Annotated in this window: 16 protein-coding genes; 4 read left to right on the forward strand and 12 right to left on the reverse strand. The window is 67.9% G+C overall.

The window, feature by feature from the left end; genetic code table 11:
* Positions 1–130: 130 nt before the first annotated feature.
* From CAL13_RS01040 to CAL13_RS01055, 4 genes are all read right to left on the reverse strand, one after another.
* The gene (locus tag CAL13_RS01040) at positions 131–625 is read right to left on the reverse strand and encodes a peroxiredoxin family protein (protein ID WP_086055846.1); all 495 of its coding nucleotides are present in this window, start codon (positions 623–625) and stop codon (positions 131–133) included.
* A gap of 38 nt (positions 626–663) precedes the next feature.
* Positions 664–1398, reverse strand: coding sequence for a BON domain-containing protein (locus CAL13_RS01045; RefSeq protein ID WP_086071239.1), 735 nt, complete (start codon positions 1396–1398; stop codon positions 664–666).
* Positions 1395–1991 carry a phosphoheptose isomerase gene (locus CAL13_RS01050; protein WP_198297700.1) on the reverse strand — a complete coding sequence of 199 codons (597 nt, stop codon included), beginning with the start codon at positions 1989–1991 and terminating at the stop codon, positions 1395–1397. The genes CAL13_RS01045 and CAL13_RS01050 overlap by 4 nt, the downstream gene beginning before the upstream one ends.
* A gap of 430 nt (positions 1992–2421) precedes the next feature.
* Complete coding sequence (locus CAL13_RS01055) at positions 2422–2937, reverse strand: YraN family protein (RefSeq protein WP_086071240.1); 516 nt, start codon at positions 2935–2937, stop codon at positions 2422–2424.
* Positions 2938–2996: 59 nt separating this feature from the next.
* Here CAL13_RS01055 and rsmI point away from each other — a divergent pair, with 59 nt between their 5' ends.
* Positions 2997–3962, forward strand: a complete 966-nt coding sequence (gene rsmI / locus CAL13_RS01060; RefSeq protein ID WP_086071241.1) for a 16S rRNA (cytidine(1402)-2'-O)-methyltransferase — start codon at positions 2997–2999, stop codon at positions 3960–3962.
* Between the two features lie 80 nt (positions 3963–4042).
* Positions 4043–4594, forward strand: coding sequence for a methylated-DNA--[protein]-cysteine S-methyltransferase (locus tag CAL13_RS01065; RefSeq protein WP_232467810.1), 552 nt, complete (start codon positions 4043–4045; stop codon positions 4592–4594).
* A gap of 28 nt (positions 4595–4622) precedes the next feature.
* On the opposite strand, the gene CAL13_RS01070 is transcribed toward CAL13_RS01065, so the two are convergent.
* Positions 4623–5768 carry a septal ring lytic transglycosylase RlpA family protein gene (locus CAL13_RS01070; protein ID WP_086071243.1) on the reverse strand — a complete coding sequence of 382 codons (1146 nt, stop codon included), beginning with the start codon at positions 5766–5768 and terminating at the stop codon, positions 4623–4625.
* Complete coding sequence (gene rapZ / locus CAL13_RS01075; RefSeq protein ID WP_086071244.1) at positions 5765–6637, reverse strand: RNase adapter RapZ; 873 nt, start codon at positions 6635–6637, stop codon at positions 5765–5767. Before rapZ ends, CAL13_RS01070 begins: the two co-directional genes overlap by 4 nt.
* A gap of 306 nt (positions 6638–6943) precedes the next feature.
* Between rapZ and CAL13_RS01080 the strand changes: the two genes are divergently transcribed.
* Both CAL13_RS01080 and CAL13_RS01085 read left to right on the forward strand, forming a co-directional pair.
* Positions 6944–7621 carry a c-type cytochrome gene (locus CAL13_RS01080; protein WP_232467729.1) on the forward strand — a complete coding sequence of 226 codons (678 nt, stop codon included), beginning with the start codon at positions 6944–6946 and terminating at the stop codon, positions 7619–7621.
* Between the two features lie 92 nt (positions 7622–7713).
* On the forward strand, positions 7714–8985 hold the full coding sequence (locus tag CAL13_RS01085) for a c-type cytochrome (RefSeq protein WP_086073456.1): 1272 nt from the start codon (positions 7714–7716) through the stop codon (positions 8983–8985).
* A gap of 6 nt (positions 8986–8991) precedes the next feature.
* On the opposite strand, the gene hprK is transcribed toward CAL13_RS01085, so the two are convergent.
* The 6 genes from hprK to lptC form a co-directional block, all read right to left on the reverse strand.
* Positions 8992–9918: an HPr(Ser) kinase/phosphatase gene (gene hprK, locus CAL13_RS01090; RefSeq protein ID WP_086055855.1), complete on the reverse strand. Its 927-nt coding sequence runs from the start codon at positions 9916–9918 to the stop codon at positions 8992–8994.
* A 12-nt stretch (positions 9919–9930) separates the two neighbouring features.
* The gene (locus CAL13_RS01095) at positions 9931–10386 is read right to left on the reverse strand and encodes a PTS sugar transporter subunit IIA (protein WP_086055856.1); all 456 of its coding nucleotides are present in this window, start codon (positions 10384–10386) and stop codon (positions 9931–9933) included.
* A gap of 250 nt (positions 10387–10636) precedes the next feature.
* On the reverse strand, positions 10637–10960 hold the full coding sequence (hpf, locus tag CAL13_RS01100; RefSeq protein ID WP_086055857.1) for a ribosome hibernation-promoting factor, HPF/YfiA family: 324 nt from the start codon (positions 10958–10960) through the stop codon (positions 10637–10639).
* Between the two features lie 195 nt (positions 10961–11155).
* On the reverse strand, positions 11156–11944 hold the full coding sequence (gene lptB / locus CAL13_RS01105) for an LPS export ABC transporter ATP-binding protein (protein ID WP_086055858.1): 789 nt from the start codon (positions 11942–11944) through the stop codon (positions 11156–11158).
* A gap of 77 nt (positions 11945–12021) precedes the next feature.
* A complete protein-coding gene (lptA, locus tag CAL13_RS01110) occupies positions 12022–12825 on the reverse strand; it encodes a lipopolysaccharide transport periplasmic protein LptA (RefSeq protein WP_232462475.1) in 804 nt (267 codons plus the stop codon).
* A complete protein-coding gene (gene lptC / locus CAL13_RS01115) occupies positions 12822–13529 on the reverse strand; it encodes an LPS export ABC transporter periplasmic protein LptC (protein ID WP_086071246.1) in 708 nt (235 codons plus the stop codon). The genes lptA and lptC overlap by 4 nt, the downstream gene beginning before the upstream one ends.
* Positions 13530–13544 lie beyond the last annotated feature (15 nt).

Raw genomic sequence — 13544 nt, forward strand, 5'->3', positions numbered from 1 at the left:
TTGCGGTGGAATCGGCCATCTGTCGGATCGGGCCATTGCGGCAATGGCGCGGCAAAGGTACGGGTTGGTTTGTCGCCGTGACGGCGAAATAGGCCGGAAGTGGCGGACGAGCGGCGCGATGAACCGCGCTTCAACCGGCTGCCAGCGCTTTTTCGATCTCGGCGTGGAAGGCCTTGGGATCGTAATCGCCAAGGTAACGCTTGATGATACGGCCCTGCTTGTCGATCAGGAAGGCGGTGGGCGTCAGCCGCACGTCGCCGAACGCCTGCGCCGCCTTGCCCTGCGTGTCCAGCGCGACGGTAAAGGGCAGCTTGCGCGTTTGCGCATAGTTCAGCACGTAGTTGGGCGGGTCGTACTGCATCGCCACCGCCACGGTCTGGAAACCCTGTGGCGCATAGCGGTTGTAGTCTGCGATCGTGTCGGGCATCTGCTTGATGCACGTGACGCAATCCGTGGCCCAGAACTTAACCAGGACCACTTTGCCGCGCAGGTCCTGCATGGATATCTTGCGGCCATCGATGGACGCGAAGGTCACGTCGGGCGCGGCCTGCACCGGCCTCCAGACGAACCACCCGGCGATCCCCGCGGCAATCGCCACCACCATCGCGATAAGCAGTTTCTTCATCTCACACCCTTCTGCGATCCGCCCGAAGCGCCGCGCGCCTACTTGATCGGTATGGCCTCGGCGCCGCCTGTGGGCGCCGACCCGCTGTCCGACCCGCCGCCGGTCTCGATGGGGGCGGGCTTGGTCGCGCCGCTGGCGGGGGCCGACGTGCCGGACGAGTTGGTGCCCGACAGCCTCAGCGCTTCTTCGCGGCTGATGATGTCGAACAGTTTAACCACCTTGGTCACGCCGCTGACGCCGGCCGCGGCGTTGGCCGCATAGTCTCCTTCGGCCTGGGTGACTTTGCCCTGAAGGTAGACCACGCCCTTGTCCGTCGTGATGGAAATGGTGCCGGATGGAACGAATTTGGTGTTCAGCAGCTCGGTCCGGACCTTGGAGCCCAGCCACGTATCGTTGGAGCGCGCCGTAAAGCTTGCCACCGGGCCGACCGTCAGCTGGTTGACCACCCGCTTGACGTTCTCTACGCCCTGGGCCAGCGACGTCGCCTGCGTCTTCGCCGCTTCGTTGGGCACTTCGCCGGTCAGCAGCACCACGCCTTCGTACGTGCTGGCGTTGACCCGCGCGGTGTCGCCGAATTTCTGCGACATGTTGCGCTCGACCTTGAAGCTGATGTTCTGGTCTTCCACCTGCGTGCCGGAGGTGCGGCGGTCCGTCACAACGACGGCCGCGCCGGCCGCCGCGCCGCCCACCACCAGGGGGGCGCAACCGGACAGCGCGGACGCGCCCAGGGCGATGGCCAGGGGAATGGCCAGCATTCGGGTCTTCAATGTCATTCAGGATCTCCAAGCAGTAGAGCGTCGATGCCGTCGCACAAGGCGTGCAGCAGGACGATGTGCGCTTCCTGGACGCGCATGGTCCGATCGCTCGGCACGCACAGATGGACGTCGTGCGGCGTCATCAGTTCCCCGATCACGCCCCCGCCCTTGCCGGTGAGGGCAATGACGTGCATGTCGCGCGCCTGTGCAGCCTGCACCGCGCGCACGACGTTGGGCGAGTTGCCGCTGGTCGAGATGGCCAGCAGCGCGTCGCCCGGCTGGCCCAGGGCGTTCACCTGCCGTTCGAACACTTCGTCGTAGCCGTAATCGTTGCCGACCGCCGTCAGGATGGCGGTATCCGTATTCAGCGCCACCGCGGCCAGCGGCAGGCGCTCGCGTTCGAAGCGCCCGACCAGCTCCGCGACGAAATGCTGGGCGTCGGCGGCCGACCCGCCATTGCCGCAGGCCAGGATCTTGGCGTTATTGGCCAGCGCGCCGAACAGCAGCTCCACCGCCACGGCGAGCGGTTCGGCCAGCACGTCCCGGGCAGCCTGCAGGGTCGCGGTCGCATCGTTGAAATGCGACACCATGCGCGTCGTCATATCAGTCATGGCGCGGATTATCTCACGCGCTTGGCGCCGCTTTCGGTCGCGAGCGCGCCGCGCCCCCCACCGCGACAACGGCCCAGTTTTGGGACGCGCGGATCCGGCTCCGCCGGTCCGCCAGCGTCGCCCCCTCGAGGGGGAAGCGCGTCAGCGCTTCGGGGGTGGACCCCACTCCTGGGTCGGTCTTCCCTCCGCCGCAAATGACAGATGCCGCCCGATCGCAGACGCCGCGGATCCGGCTCCGCCGGTCCGCCAGCGTCGCCCCCTCGAGGGGGAAGCGCGTCAGCGCTTCGGGGGTGGGCCCCACTCTGGGTCGGTCTTCCCTCCGCCGCAAATGACAGATGCCGCCCGATCGCAGACGCCGCGGATCCGGCTCCGCCGGTCCGCCAGCGTCGCCCCCTTGAGGGGGGAGCGCGTCAGCGCTTCGGGGGTGGGCCTATCTTTCCAGGGAGAAGGCGTGGCGCAGCCAGAACGGCGTCTCGCCCTCGAAGGCGACCACGTCGAACCGCACCGCGGCGGGCCGGCCTGCCCAGAAGCGGGCGATCAGGCGGGGCGCGAGCACGTGGGCCGCCCGTATCAGCCGCGCCTGCTTGGCATGGCCCACACTGGCGGCTGCGCCGCCGAAGCGATCGTCCCGGCGGGCGCGCACCTCTACCAGCACCAGAGTCCAGCCGTCGCGCAGCGCCAGATCGATTTCGCCGGCGCGGCAACGCAGGTTGCGCCCCAGCGGCTGCAGGCCGGCCCGGACCAACAGCGCCAGGGCGCGGTCCTCGTAGCCGCCCCCGCGGCGTTGCGAAGCCGATTGCGCCGGCAAGGTCTGGTCCGCGTCCGCGACCGCGTCAGGCAGCGGGCTCGCATCGTCACCCCGGCGGTTGCGCCGGCGCCGCCGCAGCCGCTTGGCCTGGGCGTGCCGGGCAACTTCGAATGGCAGGGCGGATGGATCGTCGGGCATGGCTGGCGGACACCGGGAAGCCACTACACTGACAGGGTTTGCCATCCTGTATTCCCAAAATGAACGAGAACGTCCCGGTGCCCGCCGCGATCGATTCCGGCGCCGACGCCCGCGCTCCCGGCGGCGATGCCTGGCGCCGCGTGGCCGAACGGGTGGCGGCCCAGCAGTGGCCCGCCGCCACCCTGTACGTGGTGGCCACGCCCATCGGCAACCTCGGCGACCTGGGCCTGCGCGCCTGGCAGGCGCTGGCGCGGGCTGACGTCATCGCCGCAGAGGACACCCGCGAAAGCCGTACGCTGCTGGATGCCTGGGGTGTCGCCACGCCTTTGATGGCCGCGCACCGCCATAACGAGGCCGCCGCCGCCCAAGCCATCTGCGAGCGCCTCGCGCGCGGCGAGCGCGTCGCCTTGATCTCCGATGCCGGTGCGCCCGCGGTGAGCGATCCCGGCGCGCGCATCGTGCGTGAAGTGCGGCAAGCCGGCTACGCCGTCGTGCCCGTGCCGGGCCCGAGCGCCGTGATTGCGGCCCTGATGGCCAGCGGCGTCACGTCCGACGAGAACCCCGCGTATGTGTTCGCCGGCTTCCCGCCGCCGAAATCCGCCGCCCGGCAACGCTGGCTGGCGCAGTGGTGCGCCCTGCCCGCGCCCGTCGTCATGTACGAATCGCCGCACCGGCTCGCCGCCACGCTGGCGGACCTGGCGCAGGTCTGCGGCCCGGCACGCGATGTCACCATCGCGCGCGAGCTGACCAAGCGGTTCGAGGAGGTCGCCACTGTTCCGGCAGGCGAGGCCGCCGACTGGCTGCAGGCCCAGCCGCACCGGGGCCAGGGCGAATTCGTCGTCATCGCGCATCCCGCGCCGCCGGCCGCGGCGGACGCGCAGGCCGCGGATCCCGCCACCGATGCGCTGCTGGACGCCCTGCTGGAATCGGTGTCGGTGCGCGATGCCGCACGCATCGCGGCCCGGGTCAGCGGATTGCCTCGCGACGTGCTTTACGCGCGCGCCCTGGCGCGCAAGCCGGCATGATCGCCCGCGGCAGCCGGCACCCGAACGGCACCGGAACGGCCGGCCCATGCGTGCGCGTCGTCGATACGCCCTTGGGCGCCATGCGCCTGCAGGCGGAAGGCGGCGCGTTGACCGGCGCCTGGTTCCTGGACCAGCGCGACTGTCCCGCGATGCCGGAGCCGGCCGCCGAGGCAAGTCCATCGCCGGATGCCGGCGGGCGCGATTCCCGCTCCGCCGAAGACGCCGTTCTCGACCAAGCCGTCCGCGAGCTCGCGGAGTACTTCGCCGGCCGTCTGCGCGCATTCTCCTTGCCGATGGCGCCGCAGGGCACGCCATTTCAACGGCGTGTCTGGGATGCGCTGCGAGATCTGGATTTCGGCGTGCTGGAAAGCTACGGCGCGCTGGCGCAGCGCTGCGCCACGCCAGCCGCGGTGCGCGCCGTCGCGCAGGCCGTCGGCCGCAATCCCATTTCCATCTTTATCCCGTGCCATCGCGTCGTCGGCGCCGACAGCGCCTTGACGGGCTTTGGCGGCGGCTTGCACCGCAAGCAGGCCCTGCTCGCGCTCGAAGGGCATGCCTATGCTTCGCCGGTGCGGCAGGCCCGCCGCGCCCAACAGGATCCGCGTCAGGGAAGCCTTTGGGACTCGCCGTGACGCCCGGGAAAGCGGCCGGCCCGACTTATCAATGCGTGGCGATGCTGGGCAGGATGCCCGTGCGGTCCGCCACGGTCTGCACGGCCGACATGGCGGCATTGCGATCGGCGTACGGACCGACACGCACTCGATAGAGCTGTCCCGACTGTTCCACGGTCGCCGGCGGCAGGCCCACTGCGCCGAGTTGTCCGTTCACCCGGGCGGCCAGGGACTGCGCGTTTGCAGGCTGGCTGAAGGCGCCGAGCTGAAGATACACCGAACCATTGCCGGTGGCGGCCGGCATGGCGCGCGAGGCGGCGGCTTGCGGCAAGGGCGTGGCCGTTGCGCTTGCCTCCGCGACCGGCGAAGCCGCAGGCAGGGACTGCGCTTGCGGCGGAGGGGGCAGCGGCGTGGGGCCGGAAGGCGCGCCGCCATCGGCGGTGGGAAAGCCGTTCAAGGCGGCTTGCCGCGCGTTGGCCTCGCTGGACGATGCAATAGGCAACGCCTGCGGCGTGCCGGATTCGGCCGTCGTGAAGGAAACGGGCGCCGGCGCGGCGGAGACCGCCGCGGCAACTGGGCTTGCGGCTGCGCTTCCTGCCGAAGACGCCGTCGCCTGCCCGCTATTGCGCTGCGCGACCATCCGCCGGATCTCGTCGGGCAGGATGCGTTGCACCGTGACCTCTCCGCTGCCGGGCCCGATGATGCCCAGCTTGTATGCGGCGGCATAGGAAAGGTCCATGATGCGGTTGTCGTGGAACGGGCCCCGATCGTTGACGCGGACGATGACGGTGCGCCCGTTGATCGCGCTGGTCACGCGCGCGTAGCTGGGAATGGGCATCGTCGGATGCGCCGCCGTCATGGCGTACATGTCGTAAGGCTCGCCGATCGACGTCGCGTTGCCGTGGAATTTCTTGCCGTACCAGGACGCGATGCCGCGCTGCGTGAACGGCCGGTCGCTGGTGTCGGGCACATATCGCTTGCCGAAGACGACATACGGCCGGTTGGCGCCGCTGGCCAGCGGTTCGATGCGCGGTTCGGCGTCCGGAATCGCGTCCAGATTGGATGGCGGATTGGATCCGGGCCCGTCGTCCTTGTAATAGCCGCCGCGTTTCCGGCCTCCGGTACTGGAGCAACCTGCCACCACCGCGGCCAGCAAAGCGATGAGAAGGAGATTGCGCAGGTGCCGGAAAGTCATGCCTGTTCTTCGGGTAGTTGGGTGCGGTGACGAACGAGCAGGGGTTGGTGATCGGCGAACCGCTGGGCCAGTTGCTCGACGACATAGACTGAACGATGCTGGCCGCCGGTGCAACCGATGGCCACGGTCAGATAGCTGCGGGTGTCTTCCATGTACCGCGGCAGCCATTTGCGGATGAACCCGGCGATATCGTCTATCAGTTGTCGCACGTTGTCGAAACTGGCCAGATACGCGGCCACGGGAGCGTCGCGGCCGGTCAGCGGACGCAGTACCGGATCGTAATAGGGATTGGGCAGGCAGCGCACGTCGAACACCAGGTCCGCGTCGCGCGGTACGCCGCGCTTGAAGGCGAAGGACTCGAAGGTCAGGACCACCGCCTGCCGGTCGGCCTGCACCAGATCCCGTATCCACGCCCGCAACTGCCCGGGCCGCAGCTCGGAGGTGTCGATGACGTGTTCCTGGTCGCGCAACGGCGCGAGCATTTCGCGTTCGACGCGGATGCAGTCCAGCAGCGATGCGGGCTTGCCGTTGCGCTGCAGCCGGTCCGTCAGCGGATGGCGGCGCCGCGATTCCGAATACCGCTGCACCAGCGTGTTGGTGTCGGCATCCAGGAATACCACCCGCATGCTCGTGCCCATGGCGCGCAGCTGCGCGATTGCAGCCGGCAATTCGGCCAGCTCGCCCGGAGAACGCACGTCGATGGCCACTGCCACGCGCGCCGTCTCGTCGTCGCGCGCGCTGGCGATGAAATCCAGCAGGTAGCGCACCGGCAGGTTATCCACGCAGGTATAGCCTGAATCTTCCAATAGTCTCAGGGCCACGGACTTGCCGGAGCCGGAGATGCCGGTAATGAGGACGACGCTAAGCATGTGGCCATTGTACCGGTGAGGGAAGGCCACCCCCGAAGCGCTGACGCGCTTCCGCCTCAAGGGGGCGACGCTGCGAACAGGCAAAGCCTGATCCGCGCGTCCTGGATCGGGCAGCACCCATGCTTGATGGGGGTGCGGTGTCTATGCCGGGCAGGAGGGGGACGGCGCCTGACTGGTATGCCTATAAACTCGGCATCTGCGCCTGTTCCGGGCGCGTGCGGTGCACCTACACTCGGTTTATTTGACAAGGCGCGATCGATGCGGGGTTTCCGGTTTGCTGTCGGCTGCGTGGCGGCGGTGTTGATAATGGTAGCGGCGGGTGCCGTGCGGGCGCAGGATGCCGCGGGCGTGCCGTTGGAGCCGGGAACCATGCCGGCGCGGCTGGCGGCCTGTACGGCCTGCCACGGGGAGCAGGGGCGCGCTGGACCGGACGGCTATTACCCCCGCCTGGCGGGCAAGCCGCGCGATTATCTTTTCCATCAACTGCAGAATTTCCGCGACGGCCGGCGCCAGTACCGCCCGATGACGAATCTGCTGCGTCATCTGCCCGACGATTATCTGCTGGAAATCGCCGCCTGGTTCGCCGGCCAGCATCCGCCGTATCCACCCCCTGCGCCGGCCGACGCAAGTCCCGCGACGCTGGCGCGCGGGCGCTTGCTGACGACGGCCGGCGATCCCGCGCGGGGCGTGCCTGCCTGCGCCGCTTGCCACGGCGCGGCGCTGAATGGGCTGGCGCCAGCCATTCCCGGATTGCTCGGCCTGCCGCGCGACTATCTGCTGGCGCAACTTGGCAGCTGGCGCAACGGCACGCGGGCGGCGGCGGCGCCGGACTGCATGGCGGACGTCGCGCGCCAGCTCAGTCCGGAGGACATCGGCGCGGTCGCGGCGTGGCTTTCATCGCAGCCGGTGCCGCAACCCTATCAGCCGGAGCCGGCCGGCGCCTTGCAGCCGCCCGTTGCATGCGGCGGCGTCAACCATCCCTAGCGTCAAAAAGCCTCAGTCCAGGAACAGCGTCCCATATGTCTTCGCACCGGCCCGATTCCCCGCGCTCCTTCGCGCCAGCCCGCGCCAACGGTATGCGGCGCCGCGTCATCGGGGTCCTGCTGCTGATGGTCGCCGTCGCGGTGGCGGCCGTGGCGGTGCTGGCCTGGCGCGGGTACCGCGACGATCCATCCACCGGGCCGCGCGAGGCGATTGCCGACCCCGACGCGCGCGTAGCCCGGGGCGCTTACCTGGCGAAGGTGGGCGATTGCATAGCCTGTCATACGGCTCCCGGCGGCAAGCCCTACGCGGGCGGCGCCGCCATCCCGACGCCTTTCGGCGTGTTCTACGGCCCCAACATCACCCCGGATCGCGGAACCGGCATCGGCGCATGGACGGAAGACGATTTCTGGCGCGCCCTGCATCAAGGCAAGTCGCCATCGGGCAGCCTGCTTTATCCCGCGTTTCCCTACACCGAATACACCCGGGTCAGCCGCGCGGATGCCGACGCCCTTTACGCCTATCTGCGCACCGTGCCCGCGGTTTCGCAGCCGAGTCGGCCGCACGATCTCGCGTTCCCCTATGGCTGGCGGCCACTCCTCGCATTGTGGCGCGGGCTCTATTTCGATCCCGGCGTGCATCCGGATGCCGGTGCGGAAAGCGGATTGGCGCGCGGCCGCTACCTGGTCGATGGTCTGGGCCATTGCATCGCCTGCCATGCGCCGCGCAACGCGCTGGGTGCGACGCCCAGCGGCTCCGGCTTCATCGGCGGCGCAATCGAGGGGCTGGGCTGGTATGCCCCCGCGCTGGATGGCGACACCGCGCAGGGGCTGGGGCGTTGGTCGCAGGACGACATCGCGGCCTTGCTCAAAACCGGCGTCAGTCCGCAAGGCGTGGCGGCCGGTCCGATGGGAGAGGTGGTCGCCGCCAGCACACAGTATCTGACCGACGAAGACGCGCAGGCGATCGCGGCGTATCTGAAATCCGTGCCCGCGGCGCCAGCAGAGGCGGCTGGCGCCGCGCCGCAACCTACCGGCATGCGGCGCGGCGCGGACGTGTACGCCGCCCGCTGCGCGCAATGCCATGGCATCGACGGCCGCGGCAAGGGCACGGATTGGCCGCCGCTGGCAGGCAACATCGGCGTTACCGCGCCTTACCCCGGCAATGTCGTGCGCATGGTGCTGGACGGCGGATTCGCGCCGGCGACGGCGGGCAATCCCCGGCCGCACGGGATGCCGCCTTTCGGGCAGGTTCTGAGCGACGACGACGTGGCGGCCGTGGCGACTTACGTGCGCAATAGCTGGGGCAACGCCGCCGGCGGCGTCACGCCGCTGCAAGTGAAGCAGGCCCGCGCGGCCGGCGGCTGAGCGGCTTTATTTGCTGTTCTGCAGGATCGCCATGGCCTGGCGTTCCATGAATTCGCCCAGCGTGTCGATGCCGCGCAGCTTCAGGATGGTGTTGCGCACGGCGGCTTCGACCAGCACCGCCAGGTTGCGGCCGGCGGCCACCTGCAACATCACCTTGCGTATCGGCAGGCCGAGCATATCCTGCGTGATGTCCTGCAGCGGCAGGCGCTCGAACTTGTCCTGCGCGGTGGCCCGCACCAGGTGGACGATCAGCTTCAAACGCATCTTGCGCCGCACCGACGTTTCGCCAAAGATGGTCCGTATATCGAGCAGGCCCAGCCCGCGCACTTCCAGCAGGTTCTGCAGCAGCGACGGGCAGTGTCCTTCGATCATATTGGGCGCGATGCGGGACAGTTCCACCGCATCGTCGGCCACCAGGCCGTGGCCGCGCGAGATCAGCTCCAGCGCGAGTTCGCTCTTGCCGAGTCCGGATTCGCCTGTGATGAGCACGCCCAGCCCCAGGACGTCCAGGAAAACGCCATGCACGGTGGTGGTGGGCGCCAGCTTCTTGCCCAGGTAGATGCGCAGCAGATCGATCAATTGCGCGGCCGCCACCGGCGTGCTGAGCAGCGGCACCTGGTGCTGGTCGCATTGATCGATAAGGTCCTGCGGCGCCGTCAGCCCGTCGGCGAGCAGAATCGCCGGCACGCCGCCGATCAGCAGCTCATCCATGTGATGCATGCGGCGGCGCAGGTCGAAGCGGGTGTAGTAGGCCAGTTCTTCCTGGCCGAAGACCTGTATGCGCGAAGGGTGGATCAGGTTGAGGTGTCCGACCAGATCCGCGGCGGCCATGCCGTCATCCGGAATCACGCGGTCCGCCGCGCCTTGTCCCGCGATCCAGTTGAAGGGGATTTTGTCGGCGTTGTCGTCGACCAGTTCCTGGACGGTAAGCATGGCGATGAAAGATCAAAGAGTGCCGGTCGTCAGCATGCGATGGACGGCCACCGGATCCGTTTCCGTGGCCAGGGCGTCGCGCAAAGGCTTATTGGACATCAATTGCGCGAGCTCGGCGAGTATGTCCAGGTGCTGCTGCGTGGCGTTTTCCGGCACCAGCAGAAACAACAGCATGCTGACAGGCTGGTTGTCCGGCGCTTCGAACGGCACGGGGCGCGAGAGCCGGAAGAACGCCGCGACAGCTTCGCTGAGGTTCTTGACCCGGCCGTGCGGGACGGCCACGCCATAGCCCAATCCGGTGGACCCCAGCCGCTCCCTGGCGAAGAGGCTGTCGAAGACGGTCGAACGCGCCAGGCCGTGATGGTTTTCGAATAACAGGCCCGCCTGTTCGAACGCCCGCTTTTTACTGGTGGCGAGCAGGTCCAGCACGATGTTCCCGGCGGGCAGGATGCGGGACAGGTGATTCATGATCGGATTATATGTTCATATGCCGCAACGCAAAAAAGCGGCTGTGGCGCCCAGGACGCAGTCTTTTCGCGCAACCGGATGGCGCTGACGGGCGAAGGCGTTGGGGAGGGGGATGGAAGGCGGGGAGTTTCGCTTGCCGATGCCCGGGAAGACCCTTGGGCCAGCGGGACATCGGCGCGGTGTCACGATGATGCGCGTCGAGCGCTATCTTGAAGCTGGTCGACGAGCGGGTGTGAGGCGCGTGCGGGCCTTATGCCGCAACAGGTTGTCGCTTCACGGGCTCGGCGGCGTGGCTCTGGATCTTGTCCTTGTGCTTGATAACCTGGCGGTCGAGTTTATCGGCAAGCAGGTCGATGGCGGCGTACAGGTTTTCGTCCTGCGCTTCGCAGTGGATGTCCTTGCCTCGCAGTCGCATGTTGACTTCGGCGGTATGACGCAAAGGTTCAACGGACAACATGACTTGCGTGTCGATCACGTGATCGAAATGTCTCAGAGCTCGCGCCAGTTTGTTCACCACATACTCCCGGATCGCCGGGGTGACGTCGAGATGACGACCGCAGATGCTCAGATTCATAGTGCAATCTCCTTTGCCAAGGAAAGGGTTGTGCGCTCAATGCGCGAAAAGCTGCGTGACGGTTCTCCTCTGAAAAGTTGCGGATTGAGGGCTGGAAAAAGGGCGCCCTGTAATCCTAGTGTAAAGGCTCTGGCCGGCAATTCAAGCCGTCTTGGCCAGGGCTGCTGTAGCGTATTCCCGGCGGTCCGGCCGCGGTTACATGCGGAAGTGTTCGCCCAGGTACACGCGCCGCACGGCGGGGTCGCCGACGATGTCCTCGGGATTGCCGTCCGTCAGCACCTTGCCTTCGCTGATGATGTAGGCGCGGTCGCATATGCCGAGCGTTTCGCGCACGTTGTGGTCGGTGATGAGCACGCCGATGCCGCGGCTCTTCAAAAAGCGCACGATGCGCTGGATTTCGATCACGGCGATGGGGTCCACGCCGGCAAAGGGTTCGTCCAGCAGGATAAAGCGGGGACGGGTAGCGAGGGCGCGTGCGATTTCCACACGGCGGCGTTCGCCGCCGGACAGCGAGATGGCGGTATTGCCGCGGATGTGCCCGATCTGCAGTTCGTCCAGCAGCAGTTCCAGGTTCTCCTGGATCTTGTCGCCCTTGATCGGCCGGCCTGCCTCGTCCACCTGGAGTTCCAGCACGGCGCGGATGTTCTGCTCCACCGTCAGGCGGCGGAACACCGACGCATCCTGCGGCAGATAGGACAGCCCCAGCCGGGCCCGCTTGTGGATGGGCAGGCCCGTGATGTTCTGGTCATCGATTTCGATGCGGCCTGCTTCCGCCGGCACCAGGCCGACGATCATATAGAAGCTGGTCGTTTTGCCCGCGCCATTCGGCCCGAGCAGTCCGACCACCTCGCCGCTGTCCACGGACAGAGACACGTCCTGGACCACCGTGCGGCCGTGATAGGTCTTGCGCAGCCCGACGGCGCGCAGGCTGCTGACATGCGCCGGCGCGGCGGGCGTGGTTTCGGGTGTTGCTTGCGTGATCATCTAAGAGGGAATGGGTGTGGGGCCGGGAAACGGCCGGGCCTGCCGCGTGGCGCGCGGCAGCCCCGGAAGAGGCGGGATCAACGTTGAACAGCGGAGCCGGACGTTCCGCCACCGCGGCGGTCGGCAGCCTGGCCGGTCGCGGACGGGGCGGCTGCGCCGGGACTCTTGCGGGCCGGTTCCTTCCCGGACTGCTGCTTCCGGCACTCCGCCACCGCGGCGTCGGTGCGCGCGCGCGGTTCCATCACGGAACGCACACGGCCGCCAGGCGCCGCCGATTCGGGCCCGCCCACGGCTTCGTAGGTGCCGGTTTTTTCGTTGTAGCGGACGCGTTGCCCGCGGATCGTATCGAAAGGCTTGCCGCAGATGAATCGCGTCACCACGGCCTGACCGATCAAATCGAAGGTGTCTTTGGTGCCGTCGTATTCGGCGCGGCGTCCGACGCCCTGGATCACTTCGAAGTTCTCGGGGCGCTCCTGGCGGACCGTCACCATTTTGCCGGGGTCGGCCAGCGCCGTTCCGTACTGGTTGCCCTGCGCGTCTTCATGCATTTGCAGCTCGTCGGAATGCAGCGTCATCAGGCCGCGCGTCATGATGACGTTGCCCGTGAATACACTGGTTTTCTTGACGTCGTCGTAGTGCAGCTGCTCGGACAGGATGACCGTGTTCGGTTCTTCTTCCGGGGTTTTCGCGCCGCCGGCTCTGGCGCCGCCATTCGGTTTCTGCCCGCCCGTGCCATTGGCGGCATCGGGCGCGGCCGGCGCGTTCGGCTTGGCGCCGGCGTCCTCGCTGGCGGCGCCCTGCGCATGCGCGCCCGCGGCGCCAAACGCGAGGACGGCGCCCATCAGCCAGGCCGAAAGCAGGCGTTTACGAAGTTCAGTCATGGTTGTTTTTCTGCAGGTTCGTGGGCGGGGGCTGGCGCCGGGGCGGCCTCGGGGCCGGCCGGCGATCTCGTGTTGCCTTGCGCGGCGCCGGAGGCCGGGCTGGCATTGTCCTTCTGTTGCGCCCGCCGCGTGTCGGCAGGCGCGATCTCCACGTTGGTGGAAGCGTAGACCTCGAGCTGGCGGGTCTTGTTGTTGTACTTCATGCCCTTGCCGTTCATGCGCGACTGGCCGCGCGTGACCAGGGCCGGCAAGTCCGTGGTGATCAGATCCTCGTCGGGCAGCAGCACCAGTTGTTCGCTGCGCACGTCCAGGGGCGGCGTATCCTGATCCGCCTGGCGGTGCATGTGCGCGTTCTTGTTCATGACGATGCGCTTGCCGCCTTCGTACATCGTCGCCGTATCCGAGGTCGCGACCGTGATGGGCGTATTCGGCCGCAGCCCGACCGCGCGCGGGTCGGTAACGACGTAAGAGTCGTCGTCAGGGTAATGCTCGCCGTAGACGCCTTCCAGGCGGTTGATCGGTTTGCCGTCCGCGTCCGTGCGGACCATGATGAAGTCGCGCGACCACGAATCCATTTCGTGGGTGAGGCGGCGCGGCGGATCCGTCGGCACGGCGCGCTGGGTATAGTCGGCAGCCCACCATGTTCCCACGACCAAAAGGACCAGCAGGAACAGGGCGATCAGCGACGGAAAGCGTTCTTTCATGGGAAGCGATGGCGG

It is taken from the genome of Bordetella genomosp. 9 (genome assembly GCF_002119725.1).
In the GTDB taxonomy this organism is placed as follows: Bacteria; Pseudomonadota; Gammaproteobacteria; order Burkholderiales; family Burkholderiaceae_B; genus Bordetella_C.